Genomic DNA, 21,670 nt, shown 5'->3' on the forward strand with positions numbered 1-21,670 from the left:
ACGCCAGTCAGAACAAGAACGCCAATTGAAACCCAGACAAACGAATACAGAAATGTGGCATATCCGAGCGCATATACCTTTGCTGGATAGATTAGTCGCCATAGCCACATAGCCAATAATAGAGCCGAAAAAAATGACTTGGTCAGTGCGAACTGATATCCGTTTCTATGTAAGAAAAAATAATGGACAAATGAAATATTTTCCATTAGTGCATATGCTTTTGGTTTTTGATAGTACTTTATGATCAATCCGATATCTGAGATTAATATCATTGTGACGACGATTACTGCTAACAGCGGAAATATCCTTTTCAACTACTTTCTCCAGGAATGCATAACGCTGCCATCACCGGTGACAAAGCCGTAGCGAAGCGAAGGGTTTGGCATCCGGTGCATGGCCTGGTTATGTTTCGTTTGCAGGCAATTCAAGCTGCCTCTCACTTCGCCAGACTCGTATGAGCACAACCTCTCTAGCTTGCCTGAGATAGACAACTCGAAATGGCGCGTGAATCAATTCGCGAATATGATCCAGGTTGAATTCAGGAACAATACGGCCAGCATCAGGGTGGAGCTGAAGCATTTCGCTATGCTCCAAGATCGCAGCCACGAAATCATCACCGATATGTGGAACATCCTGCTCTTTGTAATACTCTTGAATAGCCTGTAAGTCCTCAAGAGCGGACTGTGCGATGCGTAATTCCATTTACTTGATGCCCAACGTTTTCTTGGCGTCCTCCAACGATACGGTGTTGCCCTCGCGAACATCCATAAGCCCCTGCGCCACCGCTTTTACAAACCGCAATTCCTCTGCACTTTTCTCATAATCCTCGAGCCCCTGCACAACCGCTACGCCGCGGCCACGGCTGGTAAGCAGGATTGGGCGATGCGTGTCCTGTGCTCGACCAACCACCTTTCCGGGATTGATCTTCAGGTCTGATAGAGGAATGACATCCTCGGAAAATTTCACTTGCATAGTGGTTACCTAGCCAACAATTTAGTGCTATTAATAGCACCATTTAACAGGTGCGGTCAAGAAACATAACAGTGATTAGACCGAACGCTCGACTAATACGCAGCCTAACATTCCGCTAGCAATATTGAGTTTTCTCTTGCAGATCAGTGTGTTACGCATCTTTCACTTCCTTCTGCTGCGACGCTATATCGAACGCGTTATAAGTCCGTTATAGCCGAATGCGACATAAGCCCGCGCTTCACAGCAGGTCGCCATAGGTGGGAGGAATGAATGCTTGTTTGAGATAAGCAAAGCATCCATGCCGCCGAGGGTGGGACTGCGCGTGAGCAGTTTTTTCCATAATGCTTTTTCCGCTGTTGATTGCCAAGGGTTTGATGGCAATTAGTGGCCGCTTCTGGCCGAAAGCAGACAAGAAATGGTGACAACTTTATTTTCAAACACACACCCCACTCTGGGCTCCCGGCTCCCTATCTCAAACACTTTGCATAACCCGGCACTTCGGAAACCCCGCGCATCCCCAAAACTGCTGCCCTGCTTTCGCCCCTGATTTCACCGTGCGAATCAGCATCGCACTACCGCATTTCGGGCACTGCCGTTCGGCTGTTGGATCACTCCGGCGCTTGAGGTTTTGCACATGCTCGCGGTGCGTGGCGAGCGTTGGTGCACGGCGGCCGGTTTGCAGGCATTGCAGCATGCTGTCGACGTCAGCCTCGCTGAATACCTGCTGCTGGAATGACTTGATGTAGCGAATAAAGCCTGTGCCCTGGGTGACGTTGACCGGCATGTCGGTTTTGAAGGTGCTGCCACCGACGAAGCTAATGACCGAGTGCAAGTGCTCGGGGTTTACGCCAAGGGTGGCTTCCAGGGCCTTGAGGTGCTTGTAGTTCTGCCGTAGCGGGTTCTGGAATTTATAAGTGCGTTTGTAGAGCTTCTGCGTCCAATGCGCCTGCTTTTCGCTGCCAAAGATCCAGCCGCGCATGTTCTTCGTTTCCAGCACGAAGATGCCGTAGCTCGAGAGGAATACGTGGTCGATCTGCGTGGTGCCGTCCGGTGTGTCCAGGGTGACGTTGTGCAGGCGGCGGTAGGTCTGCTGGTCCAGCTGCCAGTGGGCAAACAGCCGCACCAGAAGCTCGCCAATAATGCCCTTGACCCATGGCGACCTGAGCAGGCCGATTAACACTACGGCCGGGATAAACCAGGCCAGCATGCCCCAGACCTGGGCGATGATGGGTGAGAAGTCCATTTCCTGTCCTTCAGTAATCCTGAACTATCCGGATAGTACCGAAAGCAGGCAGCAATCGGCGAGTGACCTCGCAGGTGTCGTGGCTGAGCCGGCTGTTCAGGCTAATGTTGCCTTTCGGCCTAAGGCGAACCACCTCAGCTAGCCCCTGCCGTAACAATCCAATCCGCGAAATAGGGGTCTTCCAACTCGTATTGCCCTTGGGCAACCGATGCAATATGGCCGTCCCGACGTAACCGGTTCACGGCATTTTGTACTGGTGCGGTATCCAGGATGTCCAGTCCCAGCTGCTCGGCAATATGGGCCCGTGCTTCGGCTGTGTAGAGTCCCACTCCGCCGTGGAGGATGATGTATTTCAGCACCAGCCTGTCGATCGGCTTGAGGGTTTCCCAGCTGGCCCTGTAGATGTCTTGCTGGGAGTTGTCCGCCAGATACAGATCAGTGACAGCCATTATATCGGTGCCGCCGTGGGTGATCAGCATATCGATCACTCCGCGAAAGTCATAAGGCACCTTCTTCACCGCCCGAAATGCTTTGGCGCATTCGTTGATGTTGAGCGTGCGCCCAGTGGCCTGCCTGAACACCCCGGCGGTGTATTCAAGATAGGCGTGGCCGAAGGTCGGCAGGTCGATCTGTTGCGAGCTGCTGAACAAGGCGGCGTTGCGTCGGGCAAAAAGTCTGCGCAGACCATCACGGCTTGATCCGGTGTAGAGCACACGCACTCTGTCTCGGTTGAGATCGATGATTCCCCGTAGCGCAAAGATGATGGGCTCGAACTTTCTGTCGCTAGCCAGATGCTGCACTTCATCCAGTGCCAGCAGCAACGGCCGTCCGTCTTCCAACAGCAACTCGAACAGTTGCTGGATGATGTCCAGCTTGTCCGCGCTGCCCTTATCCTCCAGCGTAAAGCCCGCGCCACCAATGGGAGTGTCTATGCTGACTTCTTTGATCCTGCTCAGCGCGGTCTTGAATTTTGCGGTTCGCTTAAGACTGGCTAAAGCTCTATTAAGGCCTACTATCAGGCTATCGGCCGGGTTCTGCTTCCTGTCCCAGAAGTTCACATAGGCAGTCAGGTAGCCCTGCTCTTCAGCCAACGGAAGGAGATCCTTGTTCACGAACTCGGTCTTGCCCATCCGGCGGGGAGCAAACAGGGTCAGCGCTATTGTGGCTCCGACCTGGAAACGATCCATCACTTGCTCGGCCAGCTCGGCTCTTGGGAAGTGCCAGTTGAGGGGGGCGGTCATCTTAGCAGCCTGTAGTAAATTGACTTACTAAATTAGTAATCGAAACTACTAAAGTCAACTAAAGGTTCAAGCGCGCAGTTCTGATGCAACCACCGGATCAGGCGCACACTCGCTGATGATTTCGCGGACACCGGGCGTACCTACCGAGGGCGCGGCCTGCTTCAGAAATGGCGAGATGAGTACTATCCGGCGGTCAACAGTGCCAGGGTCGTCTGGTCGCGGAACGTGCGAGCTGGAGGCAGGCGTCACTGGGCGAGTGTATTCGTTGGTCCCATAGCTGCGCCGATTGTTCCGGCTATTCGGCTGATTGTAATGCACCACTGCTCTAGCAGGGGTACTCCCTATGGCCGTTGTTTTGGTTTCAGCGCTTCTTTGCCAGTAACTCGGAGCGGCCAATCACCTCTCGGCTTCGTTCTGGTTTGCGCGGGCCTGAGAAGCCGGCTTCATTGATGGCGGCATCCAGACCGCGGAAATGCGGGGCGGCTTTGGGGCTGCGCAATGTCTCCATGCCCTCATTCCAGGCGTGCACCATATGCTTGGCCACATCCCGCCAGGCAGGCTCATTGCTAGCGGCCACGATCACTTCCCTGCCGACTTCTACAGCGGATTCGCAGAGCTGTTCGACCATAGCCGCATACTGGCGCGGTGGAATACCCAGGACGGCTTTGAAAAAGGTTTCAAGCGAGCGGCCTGGTGTCCAGGTTTGTCTTCCGCCCACGGACAGGCCAGGTGGATTGGTGGCGAAGCGTGGGTAGGCTTGGGTGGTCACCAGGTCATATACCGGGGTAAAGGCCACGTCAGCCAGTGAGGTGTAGAACAGTGCGATGTTCTTCGCGTGGCAGTCGGCATTACGCACCACATAGTTGGTCAGCAGCTGCCAGCCCAGGTGCTCGCGTTGCGCTTGCAGACGGTCAGCAGGAATGTAGGGCCTTGTGGCATTCCATACCCGCTCAGTGGTGGGCGCGTATTTCTCATGGGGCGGTAAACCCAGCAGACCACAGGCATCTTCGACGCCGCAGCAGGGAATACCTTGTTCGTCTACGTCGAAGCGATCCACTACCAGGACTTTGCCGTCTTCAGACATGCGACAGGAGGCCACCGGCACGACATTCAGCCGCGCCAGTACGCGCATTGTGTAGAACTCGTTGAAGCCCAGATATAGGGTGCTGTCATCGGAACCCTTGATGATGTGCAAGCCGGTGCGCAGGGTCGGCTTGCCCAGCGGCTCGCGAGGTTCGGCGGAGTCGCCGGCAATGAACTTAGGCACGACCCCCGAGACAGCAACCCGGGCGTATTGCCGCACCAGTGCGGCGAACCGTGCCAGGCTTCTTCGCGAACCGGCATCGTCAGGCTGACAAAGTCTTCGGCTGCCGTACCTGGCAGGTATTTCAGTACGTATTCATCGCGCTCTCGATACAGCTTGGCAACCAGCCTTGAGCTGACGTGGACGTCGAGGATCATGCTCAAGCACTCCCTGATCGCTGCTCGTTGAGGATGTCTTCAACTGTGCGCTGGTGTCCGGCCTTAACCAGTTTCAGGTCGTAGCCAGCGGCTTCCAGCAACCGAACCAGGACCGAAACACTCATATCGCCTTTGGCCAGTGTTTCCATGCGCGCCACGGTGGTGCGCGAGACGCCGGCTCGGCTGGCCAGCGCCTGCTGGCTCAGCTTCGCATCACCACGCGCCTGTTTCAGCATTTCGGAAACATCGTAGAGAGAAGTCATTTGTAGCCCTTGGGCAGCAAGAATTCAGGTAATTTCTGGAAATGTAGCTCCTAGGCTACATTAGAACAAGTGGTGTACAGGTTGATTTGTAGCCCAAAGGATACATAATGCGCTTTCCATGGCTAATTTGTATCCTACGGGCTACAAAAATTCAGCCCCGCCAACTGAAATGACTTACGCCAGGATGTATGAATTTCACTAGCCTGCGGGTTTTATGAGCAGAGAGGGGAATGCCATGACAGTGGAGCACGAAGAACCTTGCTTTATCGATGATGACGGCCCGAGCAGTGATTTGCCGCCGATGCCAACCCTGACCAATGCACGGGAGCTGTTCGGGTTGCGCGAGGGTGAGACCCTGGCTGAGGCCATAGCAAGGCAGCCAGCGTCTGAGGGGAGAACTGATCGCCCAACTTAGCTACTCTAGTGCCAGCGAATTCTTCCGGTCTGCGACGAAGCGGACCACATAACCCTGCAGGAGAACACAGTGTCAGCTACCAACATTGCACTTACCTCGACCATCAGCGAAGACAACACGCTGGAACTGGCCTTGCGCGAGATCGATATCCCGCAGCCGGGGGAGAATCAGATCGTCATCCGTGTCGAAGCGGCGCCGATCAACCCGTCTGACCTCGGCGTGATGTTCAGCGTCGCCGACATGACCACGGCCAAACAGTCCGGCAGCGCCGAGCGTCCGGTTATCCATGCCGAGGTTCCGGCCAAGTTCATGGGGGCGGTGAAAAAGCGCCTCGGCAAGGCCATCCCGGTCGGCAATGAGGGTGCCGGCACTGTCGTCGCTGCCGGCTCGTCAGCCGCGGCGCAAAGCCTGATGGGCAAAACCGTTGCCTTTATTGGCGGCGGCAGCTACCGCCGCTACGTCTGTGTGAATGTGCAAAGCTGTCTGGAACTGGCGCCGGGTACCACGGCAGTCGAAGGCGCCTCCAGCTTTGTGAATCCGCTGACGGCCTTGGCCATGGTGGAAACCATGCGCGCCGAAGGCCACAAGGCGATTGTCCACGCCGCCGCCGCCTCCAACCTCGGGCAAATGCTCAACCGCATCTGCATGGCCGATGGCATCGATCTGGTGAACATCGTCCGCAAGCCGGAACAGGAGGCCCTGTTGCGCGACATGGGGGCCAAATACGTGGTCAATTCCAGTAGCGACAGCTTTATGGCCGACCTGACCCAGGCCTTGATCGAGACCGGCGCCACCATCGCCTTCGACCCCATTGGTGGCGGTCGTCTGGCCAGCGATATTCTAACCTGCATGGAAGCCGCCGTTTCGCGCAACATCACCGAGTACAGCGTGTATGGCTCTGACATCTACAAACAGGTGTATATCTATGGCGGCCTGGATCGCGGCCCCATCACCCTGAACCGCACCTTCGGTTTTGCCTGGGGTGTGAACGGTTTTCTGCTGTTCAATGCGCTGGGCAAACTGGGCATGGAAACCAACATCGCCATGCGCAAACGCGTAGCGGCTGAAATCAAGACCACCTTCGCCAGCCACTACACCCACGAAGTCTCCCTGGCCGGTGCCCTGCAACTGGATGCCATCGCGGCTTACGGCAAAATGGCGACCGGCGAGAAGTACCTGATCAAGCCGCAGACCTGAGGTTGAGGGCTGAGGTTATAGAAGCACAAAAAAAGAGGGCGCCAGGCGCCCTCTTCTCTTCCGGGTGGTCAGTTATGCGCTGACCGGTTTTGGCTCTTGTCTGTCCACCATGTCCTTGCCCAGCCGGGTCCAGGTCAGCAGGAAGCACAGCGCGCTGGCCGCGTACAGGCAAGCCATGATGACCATCGAGGTTTGCAGGCTTTGCGCGTAGACCTGTCCGCAGACCTGCTGCAGCTCCTCGCCCAGTTGACCGATCACCTTCGGGTGGCACTGGTTGCGTGCCAGCTCGCCCGCCGCTACGCCAAGCTCGGCGGTGCCGGAGCTGAAGAAGATGTCGGAGATCAGGCCAATGAACAGCGGGCCGAAGCCGTAGCCAATCAGGTTGACCAGCAGCAGCATCACCGCTGTGGCCATGGCGCGCACGCGCATGCTGACCACGCCCTGGCCGATGGTGTACTGGGCGGCCAGGTAGCCGTACTTCACAAAGCCGCCGATGATCAGGCCAATCGCTGCATAGAGCAGATTGTCGGTGGTGAAGGCGAAGATATAGAAGGGCACCGACAGTAACAGGCCTGCCGCCGGTACCCAGGCGATGGCGCCCGGGTGCTTCTTGTAAATCCTGGTCGCCAGCCAGCCGGTAGCGAAGGTGCCAACGGCGGCGGACAGGGCAACCGGCGTGTTGATCCAGATCGCTGCCTGACCGGCGGTGATTTCATAGGTGCGCACCAGAAAGATCGACTGGAACGAGGAGATACCGTAACCGCAGAAGGCGGCGATGGTGGCGCCGGCGGTCATCAGCCAGAAGGCCGGCTTGCCCATCAGCTCCCGGATCGCCTCGCCAAGGCTGGCTCGTTCCTTTTTAGTGGCTTGCGGCGGATCGGTGTAGCCGCGCGGCGGCTCCTTGACCGTGAGTTTGAAAACCAGGGCGACCAGCAAGCCCGGCAGACCGACCACGAAAAACGCGGTGCGCCAGTCGAAAGCGTCGGTAACCCAGCCGCCGACGATGTTGGCGACCATGGTGCCGAGCGTTACGCCCATGGCGTAGAAGCCGAGTGCCTGGGAGCGCTCACGCGGGATGAAATAGTCGGCGATCAGCGAGTTGGCCGGCGGCGTACAGCCGGCTTCGCCAATACCCACACCGACGCGGCACATCAGCAGAATCCAGAAGGCGCCGATGGTCACCGAGCCGATGGTGACTTCCATCGCCAGGCCGCAGAGCGCGGTCATCAGCGACCACAGGGCCACGCAGACGGTCATGATCCATACACGGTTGGCGACATCGGCATAGCGCGCCAGCGGGATGCCGACGGCGGTGTAGAGCAAGGCGAAACCGAAGCCGGTGAGCAGCCCGAACTGGGTGTCGGTAATCCCCAGATCCGGTACCAGATCAGGGCCGACCACCGCCAGCAGGGCGCGGTCGACGAAATTCAGGATGTAGATAAAGGTCAGCGCGAACAGCACATAATTGCGGTACGCCTTGGAGCCGTAGCCGGTCAACGGGCCTTGGGCTACGGCCTCAGTGATAGGTCTCATGGACATTACGCCTTCTAGCTATGTTGTTATAGGTCGATGCGGGCTGTGAGCGCACACTCATGTGACCCAATGCCGGCCAATGCCAGCACTCAGACTCATACGGGTCACCACCAGCGTGATATTACGGTGTAACCGGGCATCAGCGGGGAATGATCGTTCCAAACAGTCTTTTTGAATGCCAGCACATAAGAGAATGGCATACCTGAAGCAACCTCGGCCGGGTATTTATTCCCCCAGTGCCGCCGCACACAGTTGCCTGCGCAGCCACTGCAGTGCAACCGAGGCATCCTGCTGGCGATGCCTTGCTCAGGCATCTGGGCGAGGTGGCGGAGCAGCTGATCCCGGCTAACTCCAGCGGGCCTTTGAATAACTGAACACCGGCAAGGACAGCTTCCAGCGGATTGCCGCCATTCTCAGCAAAAGACCGACACTGAAGGCCGCCAGCAGCGTGATATTTTCGCTGGCACCCCGGTCCAGCAGCTCGAGATAGAGCAAAGCGACTACCAGGGAGACGCTGGCATAGAGTTCATGGCGCAGCACCTGGGGAGTCCGGTTGCACAGCAGGTCGCGAATAATGCCACCGAAAATACCGGTCGTTATTCCCGCCATGACGACCACTACGGTGTCGTAGCCCAGCCCGAGTGCCACATTGCAGCCAATCACGGTAAAGGCCACCAGACCAATGGCATCCAGCACCAGAAATAACTGATGCAGGCGGCGCATGAAACGCGCGATCACTATGGTCGCCAGACCGCCGGTAATGGTCATGTAGATATATTGCGGATGCTGGGTCCAAGTTACCGGGAAGTTGCCCAGCAGGATATCCCGTACCGTGCCACCACCCAGAGCGGTAAAGAAGGCAATCACGACGACACCGAACAGATCCATATTACGACGCCCGGCAGCAAGTGCTCCGGACATGGCTTCGGCGGTTATGGCAATCATATAGACAGAGGTCAGCACACAGTTCTCCTGCGTTTCTGTGGCCTCTCCCCCTGTCCTTGATACCTGAGAGTTTACGGGGCATAAGCCCTGCTTGCCCCTTCGGTGGGCTGCTGTGCAGCCTCTCTCCAGACGGCGTTGAATGATACCCGCAGTAACTGTGCCTGAGCGTTTATGGGAGTTTGCGCCTTCGGCGGGGCAGAGCCCTCTCTCCTGCGGTGGCATGCATCATAGCGCATCCAATCGTGTCTGGCTGGCAGGAAAAAGTCTGATTACCACAACTGAATACCAAACCGCCGGACCAGCAGGGCAAACAACACAAAGCAGAAACTGGTCAGCAGTAAATAACCCGCCATGCCCAGCCAGAAGCCGACCCGCGACAACAGAACCGGAAAGACCAGCAGAGCGGGTAGCGTGGGAATGACATACCAGAAGGTATACCAGGCATGGTTGGCAATTTTCTGCTCCGGCTGCTGTTCAACGTACAACCAGATCAGCGTCAGCACCATGACCAACGGCAAAGCGGCAATCAGACCGCCAAGACGATCACTGTACTTGGCGGCTTCGGACACCAGAATCACGACCAGAGCTGTGATCAGATACTTGGTGAAAATCCAGGTCATGAAAGGCTCCGCAGGGTTGAGGGCATTCGCTCAGAGATACTTGGTGATCAGCTTGAAGTCGTCCAGCGCAGTGTTATCGCCACGCTCGCTGGCCGCTGTCACGGCATGATCAAGGCAGTGGTCAATATGATCCTGAATCAGGGTACGCTTGGCCTGACAGACCGCTTTTTCCACCGCATGCAGCTGCTGGGCTAGGTCAACACAAGGACGACCGCGCTCAATCATGCCGACGACGCTGCGCAAATGGCCCTCGGCCCGCTTCAATCTTTTGATGATGTCGCCATGACTTTGGTGCTGATGGGCGTGTGTTTGCTCGCTCATGCCTTGAGTCTCATGCATCGATGAATTACTCTCGCATGCTATCACCTGGGGGGGGATATGGCAAACCTGCGACCCTTGCGGTAATACTCGCTATTCAAGCCCCAACCGAGCCAGATCATGCTCAGTAAACCCATCAGTGCCAAAGTTGTTTTTGCCCTAGCTCTGGCCATGCTGATGGCCTGGTCCGGGCATACCTCTGCGCTGTTTACAGGGGCCTCTCAGTCCGTCCAGGCCGACAAAGACCCTGCGTATTCCCATGCGCACCACGCCTATGTCTGTGCCGCCTGTACCGATCACTTCCATTCCTCGCTAACCGCCGACCATCTGCATGAAACGCCGCACCTGAGTAGCCTGCTCAGCCTTGACGCCCTGTCAGAAGGCCGAATGCCGATGGAAGCGCTTCACTATTTCTTTCCTCCGGGTCCGCTGTTTCTGATTGAGCGGCCACCACGGACAAGCGTCATTCTCTGATGCTGGCCGCCGTGCGGCCCAAGTTCCCTTAAATTCAGGACTCAACCATGCATTCGCTATCTTTGGGTGCAATGGGCGCATCTGCTCTGCGCCCGACGCGCTGGTTTCTACTACTGCTATTTGCGGCATTGCTGTTTCTCGGCATGCCTGATGCATTGGCCCACGCTGTTGCCGAGGGCGACAAGGGCTTTATCCAGGAAAGCTCCGGGGTGATGGTACTGCCGTTCATCTACATGGGCGCCAAGCACATGATCACCGGCTACGACCATCTGTTGTTTCTCTTCGGGGTGATATTCTTTCTCTACCGTCTGAAAGACGTGGCTCTCTACGTCACCCTGTTTGCCATGGGTCACACCGTAACGCTGCTGTTTGGCGTGCTGGCGGAAGTCAGCATCAGCGCCTATGTGATCGACGCCATCATTGGTTTCTCGGTGGTATACAAGGCCCTGGATAACCTGGGCGCATTTCAGCGCTGGCTTGGTTATCAGCCCAATACCAAAGGCGCTACGCTGATTTTCGGCCTTCTGCATGGATTCGGCCTGGCTACCAAGATTCAGGAATACGAAATCTCGCCCGATGGCCTGATTCCCAATCTGATCGCCTTTAACGTCGGCGTTGAAATCGGCCAGCTGCTAGCCTTGAGTGCCATTCTGATTGTCATGGGCTACTGGCGACGCACCGCCAGTTTCTGGCGCCATGCCTATACCTCCAACGTTGCCATGATGAGCGCCGGTTTCCTGTTGATGGGTTACCAGCTCACCGGCCTGATCGTCTCTCAGTAAGGAATTCTCAATATGTTCAATAGCCAACTTCCAACCCAGAGCGAATTACCGACCAGCCGCCAGCTGCTGCGCTCAACCCTACTGGCGCTGATCGCCGCCGGCGTGCTACTGGTGACCGTAGTCATGCCGGCGGAATACGCAATCGACCCCACCGGAGCCGGTCGTATGCTGGGCTTGACCCAGATGGCCGAAGTCAAGCTGCAACTGGCCGAAGAAGCCGCTGCGGATGCCGCTGCGCCTGTCACACCTGCTGCAGTGGAGATTGCGCCAGAGACTGTTGAGGTTAACCAACCGGCAGTGATTGAGGTAGTAGAGCCTGACACGCAACGGCAGAAGCATGAAATGAGCTTTTCCCTGGCCCCAGGTCAGGGCGCTGAAATCAAGGTGGAGATGCTCAAGGGAACCCAGGTGGCTTACTTCTGGACAGCCAATGGCGGCGTGGTCAACTACGATACCCATGGCGATCCCTACAATGCGCCCCGTGAGTTCTACCATGGTTATGGCAAGGGACGCGCCACACCCGAAGATAAGGGTGTACTGGAAGCAGCCTTCGACGGCCATCACGGCTGGTTCTGGCGCAATCGCAGCAATAAGCCCGTTACCGTTACACTGCAAACCGAGGGCAATTACATCGCTATCAAACGGGTAATCTGAGAAATTCGGGGCCAGGTTTGGCTTAGCCTGGCCCCGAATGCGGAAACCTTGTCAGTTTCATCAGCCGGCCTTTTTTGGCCGTGGACAACACTCCGTCGCCCCCGCCCTAGCCCAGCCACCACAGCCCAGCCGCCATCAACGCCGGAACCAGCAGGCTTTGCAGTACGTTACTGCGCAGCGCGCTGAGCAGGTTGCCGGTGGCGCGGCTGTGCCAGAGGCTGTGCAGGCCGAGTAGAAAGGCCGGGGTGGCCAGCAGGCTGGCGACCGGCAGCCAGCCACAGCTGACCGACAGCAGCAGGGTTGCAAGGGCCAGCAGCCAGTTGGCGGCGTAGACGCAGCGCGCCAGTTCAGTGCCGTAGCGCAGCACCAGATTGTCGCGGCCAACCCGGCGGTCGGCGTCGCGGTCGGGGAACTGGTTGAGCAGCAGCAGGTTGTTGATCAGCGCCCACAGCACCAACCCGGCGGCCAGCCCGCCCGCCGTGTATTCGCCAGCCAGTACCCGCTGGCTGCCGAGCAGCATCAGCAGACCAAAGCCAGTGCCGGGGGCAATCAGGCTGAGCCAGCGGTTACGGGTGATCCAGGGCGTATAGCAGGCCACCAGCAGTATCCCGGCAAGCCCGATCGGCAACAGGCCGGGGCCGGTTTTCCAGCTCAGCCACAGGCCAATCAGCACCGTTAGCAACAGCAGGCTTAGTCCCAGCCACAACGCCGCCGGGGCAGACTGCGGGTGTGCCGGCAGGTAGCCGCTGCCGCCACTGAAGGGCGTGCGCCGGGTATGCAGATCCAGCCCGCTGCGAAAGTCGGCGTATTCATTCAGCACATTCACCGCGCCATGCGCGGCAACAGCACCCAGCAGCACCAGCAGCCAGCCGCTGCCCGCCAGTTGCTCCGGCGGGGTCAGTGCGGCAGCCAGTGCCACTGTGACCAGCGCCAGCAGCAGAAACGGCGGGCGCAGGGTCAACAGCAGGCCCATGTTCAGTCGATCCGCTCGAACTTGAGATCCCACACCCCATGCCCGAGCCGTTCGCCACGGCGTTCGAACTTGGTCATCGGGCGTTCTTCGGGGCGCGGTACCCAGCTGCCGTCGGCGGACAGGTTGCGGTAACCGGGGGCGGCGTTCATCACCTCGAGCATGTGCTCGGCATAGGCCTGCCAGTCGGTGGCCATGTGGAAGATGCCACCGATCTTGAGTTTCTGCCGGACCTTGTCGGCAAAGGCCGGCTGTACGATGCGCCGCTTGTGGTGCTTTTTCTTGTGCCAGGGATCGGGGAAAAACAGCATCAGGCGATCCAGGCTGGCATCCGGGATGGCCTTGTCCAGCACCTCGATGGCGTCGCAGTCATACACCCGCAGGTTGCTGATGCCGGCCTTGAGCACGCCGTTGAGCAGCGAGCCGACGCCGGGGCGGTGCACTTCGATGCCAATAAAGTCCTGCTCAGGGGCCTTTTCCGCCATTTCCAGCAGTGACTGGCCCATGCCGAAGCCGATTTCCAGGCTGCGCGGGGCGCTGCGGCCAAACAGCTGATCCAGATCCAGTCGGCCCTGTTCAAGGCTCAGGCCAAATTGCGGCCAGCCCTGCTCGATACCGCGCTGCTGGGCTTCGGTCATGCGCCCGGCGCGCATCACAAAGCTCTTGATGCTGCGGCGGTGTTCGGCGGCGACGGGGCTGTCGCTCTCTGGCTTGTCGGTGAGGCTGTCAGACATCGGATTTCTCAGAAAAAGGTGCCGTCAATCGGGGATGACGCGCTGGCGTAGAGTTTGCGCGGCATGCGCCCGGCCAGGTAGGCGGCGCGGCCGGCGAGGATCGCGTGCTTCATCGCTTCGGCCATCAGCACCGGCTGTTTGGCGTGTGCAATGGCGGTGTTCATCAGTACTCCGGCGCAGCCCAGTTCCATGGCGATGGTGGCATCCGAGGCGGTGCCGACGCCGGCGTCGACCAGTACCGGTACTGTGGCTTCCTCAAGAATGATGCGCAGGTTCCAGGGGTTGCAGATGCCCATGCCGGAGCCGATCAGGCCGGCCAGCGGCATGACCGCGACGCAGCCCATGGCTGCCAGTTCGCGGGCGATGATCGGGTCGTCGCTGGTGTAAACCATTACGTCGAAGCCGTCCCGGATCAGCACCTCGGCGGCCTTCAGGGTTTCCACCACGTTGGGGAACAGGGTTTTCTGGTCGGCCAGCACTTCCAGCTTGACCAGCTTGTGGCCATCCAGCAGTTCGCGCGCCAGTCTGCAGGTGCGCACGGCATCGTCGGCGGTGTAGCAGCCGGCGGTGTTCGGCAGGATGGTGTAGCGGTCCGGCGGGATCACGTCGAGCAGGTTCGGCTCGTCGGGGTTCTGGCCGATATTGGTGCGGCGGATTGCTACGGTGACTATCTCGGCGCCGGAGGCTTCGATGGCCTGGCGGGTTTCTTCCAGGTCCTTGTATTTGCCGGTGCCGACCAGCAGCCGTGAGTTGTAGCGAACACCGGCGATTTCAAAGGCATCCTGGGCAAGATCGGTCATGCGGGGCGGTCTCCGGTTGAAAGGTGGCGAACAGCGGGGAGCAGGCAGCGGGTCAACCGCCGCCAATAGCGTGGACGATTTCCAGCCGGTCTCCCTCGCTGAGTTGCAGCTCGGCGTAGCGGCTGCGCGGGACGATTTCCAGATTGTGTTCGACGGCCAGCCGCTTGCCGGCCAGCCCGAGCTGTTCGAGCAGTTCGGCCAGAGTCATCGGTTGCGACAGGTTGTGAGGTTGACCGTTAAGCAGGATCTGCATGGGCATTCCGGTGAAACTATGGACAGGCAGGGCATGATAGCGCGGATTGAGCCATTTTCCGAGGGTGATGCCTCCTCAGTCGATGGTCTCAACCACGGCCTGCGCTGATCGCACGGCCGATTCCAGCAACGGCACCCCTGCATGCGCCCAGGAGCCGCAGAAGAATACCCGACGGCCCGGCCGTGCGTGCCATTCGCGTAACTGTTGGTGAACCCGTGCAGTTCCGCCATGCACCACTGCCCGCTGTAACGGAATACGCGCCAACACCAGTTCCGGGGCCGGTTCGCAGAGCGGATTCCATGTCTGCAATACCGGTGCGCAGCCCATCAGCGTAGGCTCCACCGCATTCACCCAGACGCTGAACATCGGCTGGCTTAACTGACGGTCTGTCTGGAAGTTCAGCGCCGTCCAGTCCTGCTGGCGTTGCGGCATGAACCGCAGATCGCGATGCACCCACAATTCGCCGCGATCAAAGCGGATATCGGCCAGCACACGGCGCTCCTCGGCGAACTGTGCCGGATCCAGAAAGCCCAACTGGTTACTCTGTGTGGCCACCACCGCGCGCTCGAAACAGCCTCCCTCGCCACGCGCATTGCGGACCAGCACGCTATCGCCCTGCAAGCACAGCTGCTCCACCGGGCTGCCTGCATGGATCGGCAAGTCTTTCGCCAGGGCCTGTACCAGGGCCGAGGTGCCGCCATTCAGACGGCATAACCCGCCGCCATGCAGAATACCCTCCAGCAACTGCAACAGGCCGGCCGCCGGCCAGGCCAGCAGGTGCTCTTCGGAACAGGTGCATATGGTAGTCAGCACCGGCAGTACCAGCCCTCGCCAGAACAGGGGATCAAACGGCTGTATCTGTAAGGCCTGCGCCAGCGTAAGCTCCGGCTGCTCCTGCAACTGCCTGGTCAGCCTGCGCAGTTGCCAGAGACCCCGCGCCATACCCAGAGCGCGGCGGTCCAGATATCGCCACTCACCAACCCAGGGCCAACCCAGTATCGGCAGACGGCCAGTACGAAACCAGGTCTGCCGGTCAGTCCAGCTGCAAGACAGCGGCGTGCTTACCGGAAAGGTTCCCACGCCAACCTCATGCGCCAGTGCCAGCACACTGGGCCAGGCCTGCGGGCTCATGACCCGCAACGGCACATCAATCACGCCGCCATCCACCTGCAGGCGATGGGCATCCATACCCCAGCCCTGATGCGCCTCGAACAGGGTTACCGCATAACCCCGTTGACGACACAGCCAGGCTGCTGCCAATCCGGCCATACCGCTACCTATAACCGCCACACGCCCTTTCATCAGCCCGCCCCCCGCTCACTGCAACCAGACTAGCACGCGCACCCTGGTGGTTTGACCCCGGGGCAGGCCTGCGGACTATACTGCGCGCACATTCCTCGCATTATATTGCCCATGAAACGCCTGTTTCGCCTGATCCTGACTGCCCTGCTGGCCCTGATTCTGCTGAGCCTGCTGCCGGTGCTGGCCATGCGTTGGCTGCCGCCACCGGGCTCCATGCTGATGCTCGAACGCAGCTGGCAGGCACGTGGCGACGCCCAGTTCGGTCTGCAGCATCAATGGGTTGATTGGGAGCGCATCCCCGACAACCTGAAAATGGCGGTGATTGCGGCCGAAGACCAGCACTTTGCCACGCACCATGGCTTCGATCTGCCGGCAATTCGCGCGGCCTTTAGCCACAATCGCAGTGGTGGACGCCTGCGTGGTGCCAGCACCATCAGCCAGCAAACCGCCAAGAATATGTTCCTCTGGTCCGGCCGCAGCTGGCCGCGCAAGGCCCTGGAAAGCTGGTTCACCCTGTGGATCGAGCTGCTCTGGCCAAAACAGCGCATCCTTGAGGTGTACCTGAATATTGTCGAGTGGGATCACGGGGTGTTTGGTGCCGAAGCAGCCAGCCAACATCACTTCGGCACCGGTGCCAGCTACCTGTCGGACCGCCAGGTGGCGCTGCTCGCGGCGGTGTTGCCCAATCCGCGGCAGTGGAGTGCCAGCCAGCCATCGGCGCATGTGCGCCAGCGTGCCGACTGGATTCAGCGACAAAGTCGTCAACTGGGCGGGGCGCATTACCTGCGCCAGTTGGAGCGCAACGGACAGAGCCAGGACTGGCTGAAATGGCTGCGCCCGAGCCATTGGCTGGGATTGGTGAAGGACTGATCAGGGCTCTTCGCGCAGGCCGAACATCATCGAGTGGGCATCCTCGCCGCTGACCGCCACCACCAGCCCCTGCTTGGCGTAGACCCAGGCCTGATCGCCCTCGCCCAGCTCCAGACGCATATCCGGGTTGCCCCAGCTGCCCTGCACATAGCGCAGCTCCACCGGCTGCTCCGGGATCATGCTCAGGCGCAGGATCGGTTGTTGCGCCAGTGGCATGCCAAGCGCGGCATCCAGCGGCAGGTCGCGCATGCCGGGTTGCCAGGCCTGCGCCTGCACCAGGCTGTCAAGCTGCGCCAGCTCCAGCCCGACCACCGCCTGCAGGCGCCAGCTCTGCCCGTCGCTGCGCAGGTGGTGGCGACTGACCAGTAATGGCTGGTCGTCGGCACTGATCAGCCACAGTCGACCTTCCCCGGCGGCCGGCGCCAGGTCACCCAATTGCAGGCGCTGGTCCTGCAGTGGCTGCCACAGGCTGTCGGCATAGTTCTGGCTCCAGTCCAGCGGCTTGAGCGCGTCGTAGCTGCCCATCCAGCGCCCCATCACGAAGAACGCCAGCAGCACCACGCTGAGCAGGGTGGCAATGCGTACGCCGCGTCTGATGTCCATGCGTGTTTCTCCAAACAAAAAGGGCATCCATTCCGGATGCCCCTGTTACTGCGTTGACTGATCAGAGACTGGCCTGCAGGCTCTTCTTCAGCTTGTTCATGGCGTTCTTTTCCAGCTGGCGGATGCGCTCGGCGGATACCTGGTACTTGGCCGCCAGCTCGTGCAGGGTGGCCTTTTCCTCGGCCAGCCAGCGCTGGTAGAGGATGTCACGGCTGCGCTCGTCGAGGCTGGCCAGACCGTCCTGCAGGTGACCGACCGAGTTGTCCGACCAGTCCGCCGTCTCCAGCATGGTGGCCGGGTCATAGCGCTTGTCTTCGAGGTAGTGCACCGGGGCGTAGGCGGCATCGTCGTCATCGTCGGCGCCGGCATCAAAGCCCAGATCCTGACCATACAGGCGACTTTCCATCTCGCGCACTTCGCGCGCGGCCACACCCAGATCCTCGGCTACCGCATTGACTTCGTCGTGGGTCAGCCAGGCCAGTTTTTTCTTGGCGCTGCGCAGGTTGAAGAACAGCTTGCGCTGGGCCTTGGTGGTGGCGACCTTGACGATGCGCCAGTTGCGCAGGATGAATTCGTGGATCTCGGCACGGATCCAGTGCACCGCGAAGGACACCAGACGCACACCCATTTCCGGGTTGAAGCGCTTGACTGCCTTCATCAGGCCAACGTTGCCTTCCTGCACCAGATCGGCCTGGGCCAGGCCATAGCCGGAGTAACTGCGGGCGATGTGCACGACAAAACGCAGGTGCGACATGACCAGTTGACGGGCGGCGTCCAGATCCTCGTGGTAGTACAGGCGATCCGCCAGCTCCCGCTCTTCCTCGGCGGTAAGGATCGGAATGCTGCTCACGGTCTGGACATAAGCGTCCAGATTCGCGCCTGGAACCAGGTTATGTACGGGCTGCAAGGCAGTAGTCATGTACGGACTCCCGGAAAAATTCGACAGCAACTATATCACTGCCCGATCAGACTGTGTAAAGGCAGGGAAAGTTCAGCCGCAGCGCGCTACTGCGGCTCAATCTCGCGGATATGCCGGGCCACCGCCAGCCAGGCGCCGACCAGTCCGAGCAGCATTGCGCCGGCCACCAGGGTCAAGCCATCCTGCCAGGGCACCCCGCCCAGGGCGAAGTCGCTATGGTAGCTGGCGGCCAGCGTGCGCACCGCGACATTCAGCCAGGCCAGCCCGCCGGCCAGCAGCAACCAGGCCAGCAGCCCGGCGGCGGCGCCGTAAAACACCCCCATGTAGAGGAACGGCCGGCGTACGAAGGCATCGGTGCCGCCGACCAGCTTGACCACCTGGATTTCCTCGCGGCGACTCTCCACCGCCAGGCGGATGCTGTTGATGATCACCAGCAGCAGCGCCAGCACCAGCAGCAGTGCCAGCCCCAGGGTAAAGCGTTCGACCAGCGCCAGCAGCGCCTGCAGGCGTTCCACCCACTGCAGGTCGGCCTGCACCAGTTCGATCCGGCTATCGCCCTGCAATTCATCCTGCAGGGCCTGCAGCCGCTCACCCAGCGCCTCGCCCTCCTGCAGCCGCACCACCACTACCGGCGGCAGCGGGTTGTAGGGCAGTTCGGCAAGGGTATCGGCCAGCCCGGAATGCTCACGAAACTCCGCCAGCGCCTGTTCCGGCTCGATCAGCAGCGCCTCAGCCACCCCGCTGCGCGCCGCCAGTTCCTGCTGCAGGGCGCGGGCGTCGGCACTGGCTGTCTGTTGTGGCAGGTATACCGACAGCTGCGCACCGCGCTGCCAGTCAAAGCCCAGCCGCTCAACCTGTGCCACCAGCACTGCCAAACCCATCGGCAGGGCCAGTGCCACGCACATCACCAGTACCGTCAGCAGCGCGCCGAGCGGCTGACGGGCAATCCGCTGCAGCGCCTGGCGGCAGCTGTCGGCATGACTCAGGCGCCAGCTGCGCAGCTCGTCACGCCAGCTGACCTGCGAGCGTTCGGCGCCACTGGCGGCCTTGCGGCGGTTCTGTTCGTTGCCCGGCCCCTTGCCGGTATCGTTGCGGGCGACTGACATGCTATTCCCCGTCCCGCAGCAGGCGACCGTCGGCCAGCGTCAGCGTGCGGTGATGCAGACGGGCGATCAGCGGCAGGTCGTGGCTGGCGATCATCACCGTCACCCCGACTCGGTTGAAGTCCTCGAACAGCGCCATGATCTCCGCCGACAATGCCGGGTCGAGGTTGCCGGTCGGTTCATCGGCCAGCAGCAGCGCCGGTTTGTGCACCACCGCACGGGCGATGCCGACACGCTGCTGCTCACCGCCGGAGAGGGTGATCGGCAGGCAGTTTTCCTTGCCCAGCAGGCCGACCTTGTCCAGCGCTGCGCGCACCCGCCGGCCAATCTCGTCACGCGGGGTGCCGTTGATGATCAGTGGCAGCGCGACGTTGTCGAACACCGTGCGGTCAAACAGCAACTGGTGATTCTGGAACACCACGCCGACCTGGCGCCGCAGGAACGGAATATCGTGCTGGCGCAGCCGGGCCAGGTCCTGACCACCGACATGCACCTGACCGCTGCTGGGTCGCTCCATGCACATGATCAGCTTGAGCAGGGTACTTTTGCCGGCGCCCGAGTGCCCGGTGATAAACACCATTTCGCCGGCACGGATATGGAAGCTGAGGTTATCCAGCCCCTGGTGGCCGTTCGGATAGCGCTTGCTGACCTGCTCGAAGCGGATCATGGTCAGTCGCGCCCGAACAGGGCCTTGACGAACTCGGCCGCGGTGAACGGGCGCAGGTCGTCGATCTGCTCGCCAACCCCGATAAAGCGGATCGGCAGGCCAAATTGTTTGGCCAGGGCGAAGATCACCCCGCCCTTGGCAGTGCCGTCCAGCTTGGTCAGCACCAGACCACTGAGGTCGACCGCCTCGTTGAACAGCTTGGTCTGGCTGATGGCGTTCTGGCCGGTGCCGGCATCCAGCACCAGCAACACCTCGTGGGGCGCTTCCGGGTCGAGCTTGCCGAGTACCCGACGGACCTTTTTCAGCTCGTCCATCAGGTTGTCCTTGTTGTGCAGGCGGCCGGCGGTGTCGGCGATCAGCACATCGGCGCCACGCGATTGCGCGGCCTGCAGCGCATCGAACACCACCGAGGCGGAATCGGCGCCGGTGTGCTGGGCGATCACCGGAATACGGTTGCGCTCACCCCAGACCTGCAACTGCTCGACCGCAGCGGCGCGGAAGGTGTCGCCGGCAGCCAGCATCACCTGCTTGCCCTCACCCTGCAGCCGCTTGGCCAGCTTGCCGATGGTGGTGGTCTTGCCGACGCCATTCACGCCGACCACCAGAATCACATAGGGCTTTTTCGCGCTGTCGATCTGCAAGGGTTTGGCGACATCGCGCAGCAGCCGCTCCAGCTCTTCCTGCAGTGCGGCATACAAGGCCTTGCGGCTGGCCAGCTGGCGCCGGGTAACCCGTGCCTGCAGCGACTCCATGATCAGCGTGGTGGCTTCGATGCCGACATCCGCCATCAGCAGGCGGGTTTCCATGTCCTCGAGCAGTTCGTCGTCGATTTCCTTCTCGCCGAGGAACAGGTTGGCCATGCCCTCGCCGAGATTGACGCTGGTCTTCGACAGACCGGCCTTCATCCGCGCGAAGAAGCCCTGGGGTTCCTCGGCGGGCGCAGCGGCAGGCTCTGGCTGTTCGGCTTTCTGGTCGGCATCGGCCAGACCGGCAAACAGCTCGGCGGCGACCTGACGGGCCTGCTGGTCGGCATCGGCGGCTTGCGTGGGGCTGGTGGCCTGCTGCCGGCTGTTGTCGGCGGCGGCCTGCTCGGCCTCGTCACGGCGCCGCATCCAGCCGAACAGGCTCTTGCGCGCACCGCCCTCCTGGTGCTCGGCGGGCTTGTCGGCGGGCTGTTCAGGCTTGTCTTTGGAACCAAACATGCGCATTCACTATCTGAGTGGGGCAGCCGACAGACGGCCGCATTGAATGGGGATCGACGGATTCGGGTTATCCTACCCCAGTTCCGCCAACGGCGGTATGACTCCCTTGAGGCAAAGGATCAACAGCGC

26 protein-coding genes and 2 riboswitches are annotated in these 21,670 nt (G+C 60.3%); of the genes, 6 read left to right on the forward strand and 20 right to left on the reverse strand.

The features are described from left to right. Positions 1-402: 402 nt before the first annotated feature. From BMZ23_RS13125 to BMZ23_RS13150, 6 genes are all read right to left on the reverse strand, one after another. Positions 403-702: a type II toxin-antitoxin system RelE/ParE family toxin gene (locus BMZ23_RS13125; RefSeq protein ID WP_093478288.1), complete on the reverse strand. Its 300-nt coding sequence runs from the start codon at positions 700-702 to the stop codon at positions 403-405. Beyond that, positions 703-972 carry a type II toxin-antitoxin system Phd/YefM family antitoxin gene (locus BMZ23_RS13130; protein ID WP_086904841.1) on the reverse strand — a complete coding sequence of 90 codons (270 nt, stop codon included), beginning with the start codon at positions 970-972 and terminating at the stop codon, positions 703-705. A 472-nt stretch (positions 973-1,444) separates the two neighbouring features. Further along, the gene (locus BMZ23_RS13135) at positions 1,445-2,215 is read right to left on the reverse strand and encodes a nuclease-related domain-containing protein (protein ID WP_093478291.1); all 771 of its coding nucleotides are present in this window, start codon (positions 2,213-2,215) and stop codon (positions 1,445-1,447) included. Between the two features lie 134 nt (positions 2,216-2,349). Then, complete coding sequence (locus BMZ23_RS13140) at positions 2,350-3,456, reverse strand: ATP-binding protein (protein ID WP_093478294.1); 1,107 nt, start codon at positions 3,454-3,456, stop codon at positions 2,350-2,352. A gap of 361 nt (positions 3,457-3,817) precedes the next feature. Next, entirely contained in the window at positions 3,818-4,723 is a 906-nt protein-coding gene (locus BMZ23_RS13145; RefSeq protein ID WP_245748227.1) for a HipA domain-containing protein, read from the reverse strand. Between the two features lie 196 nt (positions 4,724-4,919). Further along, positions 4,920-5,180, reverse strand: coding sequence for a helix-turn-helix transcriptional regulator (locus BMZ23_RS13150; protein ID WP_093478297.1), 261 nt, complete (start codon positions 5,178-5,180; stop codon positions 4,920-4,922). A gap of 235 nt (positions 5,181-5,415) precedes the next feature. Here BMZ23_RS13150 and BMZ23_RS15070 point away from each other — a divergent pair, with 235 nt between their 5' ends. Together BMZ23_RS15070 and BMZ23_RS13160 are read left to right on the forward strand one after the other, a co-directional pair. Then, positions 5,416-5,595: a hypothetical protein gene (locus tag BMZ23_RS15070; RefSeq protein WP_143069598.1), complete on the forward strand. Its 180-nt coding sequence runs from the start codon at positions 5,416-5,418 to the stop codon at positions 5,593-5,595. A gap of 69 nt (positions 5,596-5,664) precedes the next feature. Continuing rightward, on the forward strand, positions 5,665-6,792 hold the full coding sequence (locus BMZ23_RS13160) for a zinc-binding dehydrogenase (protein ID WP_093478303.1): 1,128 nt from the start codon (positions 5,665-5,667) through the stop codon (positions 6,790-6,792). Positions 6,793-6,864: 72 nt separating this feature from the next. Here the strand turns inward: BMZ23_RS13160 and BMZ23_RS13165 are convergent, their stop codons facing one another. The 4 genes from BMZ23_RS13165 to BMZ23_RS13180 all read right to left on the reverse strand — a co-directional run bounded on the left by BMZ23_RS13165 (position 6,865) and on the right by BMZ23_RS13180 (position 10,211). Further along, a complete protein-coding gene (locus BMZ23_RS13165; protein WP_218143608.1) occupies positions 6,865-8,325 on the reverse strand; it encodes a spinster family MFS transporter in 1,461 nt (486 codons plus the stop codon). Between the two features lie 345 nt (positions 8,326-8,670). Beyond that, positions 8,671-9,270, reverse strand: a complete 600-nt coding sequence (locus BMZ23_RS13170; RefSeq protein ID WP_218143609.1) for a trimeric intracellular cation channel family protein — start codon at positions 9,268-9,270, stop codon at positions 8,671-8,673. Positions 9,271-9,310: 40 nt separating this feature from the next. After that, positions 9,311-9,409, reverse strand: a riboswitch (glycine riboswitch). Beyond that, a riboswitch (glycine riboswitch) is annotated at positions 9,410-9,493 on the reverse strand. It abuts the riboswitch before it with no gap. 46 nt (positions 9,494-9,539) lie between these two features. Beyond that, positions 9,540-9,890: a DUF3147 family protein gene (locus BMZ23_RS13175; RefSeq protein ID WP_093478312.1), complete on the reverse strand. Its 351-nt coding sequence runs from the start codon at positions 9,888-9,890 to the stop codon at positions 9,540-9,542. Between the two features lie 30 nt (positions 9,891-9,920). After that, on the reverse strand, positions 9,921-10,211 hold the full coding sequence (locus BMZ23_RS13180; protein WP_093478315.1) for a metal-sensing transcriptional repressor: 291 nt from the start codon (positions 10,209-10,211) through the stop codon (positions 9,921-9,923). Positions 10,212-10,328: 117 nt separating this feature from the next. Between BMZ23_RS13180 and BMZ23_RS13185 the strand changes: the two genes are divergently transcribed. Genes BMZ23_RS13185 through BMZ23_RS13195 form a run of 3 tightly spaced genes read left to right on the forward strand, consistent with a single transcriptional unit; the run spans position 10,329 to position 12,118 of the window. Beyond that, positions 10,329-10,682: a hypothetical protein gene (locus BMZ23_RS13185; protein WP_093478318.1), complete on the forward strand. Its 354-nt coding sequence runs from the start codon at positions 10,329-10,331 to the stop codon at positions 10,680-10,682. 47 nt (positions 10,683-10,729) lie between these two features. Continuing rightward, positions 10,730-11,464 carry a HupE/UreJ family protein gene (locus tag BMZ23_RS13190; protein ID WP_093478321.1) on the forward strand — a complete coding sequence of 245 codons (735 nt, stop codon included), beginning with the start codon at positions 10,730-10,732 and terminating at the stop codon, positions 11,462-11,464. A 12-nt stretch (positions 11,465-11,476) separates the two neighbouring features. Further along, the gene (locus BMZ23_RS13195) at positions 11,477-12,118 is read left to right on the forward strand and encodes a transmembrane anchor protein (protein WP_093478324.1); all 642 of its coding nucleotides are present in this window, start codon (positions 11,477-11,479) and stop codon (positions 12,116-12,118) included. Between the two features lie 106 nt (positions 12,119-12,224). Here the strand turns inward: BMZ23_RS13195 and BMZ23_RS13200 are convergent, their stop codons facing one another. The 5 genes from BMZ23_RS13200 to BMZ23_RS13220 form a co-directional block, all read right to left on the reverse strand. Beyond that, the gene (locus BMZ23_RS13200) at positions 12,225-13,091 is read right to left on the reverse strand and encodes a prenyltransferase (RefSeq protein WP_093478327.1); all 867 of its coding nucleotides are present in this window, start codon (positions 13,089-13,091) and stop codon (positions 12,225-12,227) included. Positions 13,092-13,093: 2 nt separating this feature from the next. Continuing rightward, positions 13,094-13,822, reverse strand: a complete 729-nt coding sequence (gene trmB / locus BMZ23_RS13205; RefSeq protein WP_093478330.1) for a tRNA (guanosine(46)-N7)-methyltransferase TrmB — start codon at positions 13,820-13,822, stop codon at positions 13,094-13,096. A gap of 8 nt (positions 13,823-13,830) precedes the next feature. Then, positions 13,831-14,622: a thiazole synthase gene (locus tag BMZ23_RS13210; RefSeq protein WP_093478333.1), complete on the reverse strand. Its 792-nt coding sequence runs from the start codon at positions 14,620-14,622 to the stop codon at positions 13,831-13,833. Positions 14,623-14,674: 52 nt separating this feature from the next. Further along, a complete protein-coding gene (gene thiS, locus BMZ23_RS13215) occupies positions 14,675-14,875 on the reverse strand; it encodes a sulfur carrier protein ThiS (protein WP_093478336.1) in 201 nt (66 codons plus the stop codon). Positions 14,876-14,950: 75 nt separating this feature from the next. Beyond that, positions 14,951-16,177 carry an FAD-dependent oxidoreductase gene (locus BMZ23_RS13220; RefSeq protein WP_093478339.1) on the reverse strand — a complete coding sequence of 409 codons (1,227 nt, stop codon included), beginning with the start codon at positions 16,175-16,177 and terminating at the stop codon, positions 14,951-14,953. Positions 16,178-16,288: 111 nt separating this feature from the next. On the opposite strand from BMZ23_RS13220, the gene mtgA reads away from it, so the two are divergent. Continuing rightward, positions 16,289-17,047 carry a monofunctional biosynthetic peptidoglycan transglycosylase gene (mtgA, locus tag BMZ23_RS13225; RefSeq protein ID WP_093478342.1) on the forward strand — a complete coding sequence of 253 codons (759 nt, stop codon included), beginning with the start codon at positions 16,289-16,291 and terminating at the stop codon, positions 17,045-17,047. Here the strand turns inward: mtgA and BMZ23_RS13230 are convergent, their stop codons facing one another. From BMZ23_RS13230 to ftsY, 5 genes are all read right to left on the reverse strand, one after another. After that, a complete protein-coding gene (locus tag BMZ23_RS13230; RefSeq protein WP_093478345.1) occupies positions 17,048-17,650 on the reverse strand; it encodes a hypothetical protein in 603 nt (200 codons plus the stop codon). Between the two features lie 61 nt (positions 17,651-17,711). Then, a complete protein-coding gene (gene rpoH / locus BMZ23_RS13235; RefSeq protein ID WP_093478348.1) occupies positions 17,712-18,569 on the reverse strand; it encodes an RNA polymerase sigma factor RpoH in 858 nt (285 codons plus the stop codon). 86 nt (positions 18,570-18,655) lie between these two features. Next, a complete protein-coding gene (ftsX, locus tag BMZ23_RS13240; RefSeq protein ID WP_093478350.1) occupies positions 18,656-19,675 on the reverse strand; it encodes a permease-like cell division protein FtsX in 1,020 nt (339 codons plus the stop codon). Between the two features lies 1 nt (position 19,676). Further along, on the reverse strand, positions 19,677-20,339 hold the full coding sequence (gene ftsE / locus BMZ23_RS13245; protein WP_093478352.1) for a cell division ATP-binding protein FtsE: 663 nt from the start codon (positions 20,337-20,339) through the stop codon (positions 19,677-19,679). A 2-nt stretch (positions 20,340-20,341) separates the two neighbouring features. Then, entirely contained in the window at positions 20,342-21,541 is a 1,200-nt protein-coding gene (gene ftsY, locus BMZ23_RS13250; RefSeq protein ID WP_093478435.1) for a signal recognition particle-docking protein FtsY, read from the reverse strand. Positions 21,542-21,670 lie beyond the last annotated feature (129 nt).

This window comes from Halopseudomonas yangmingensis, assembly GCF_900114825.1.
Taxonomy (GTDB): Bacteria; Pseudomonadota; Gammaproteobacteria; order Pseudomonadales; family Pseudomonadaceae; genus Halopseudomonas; species Halopseudomonas yangmingensis.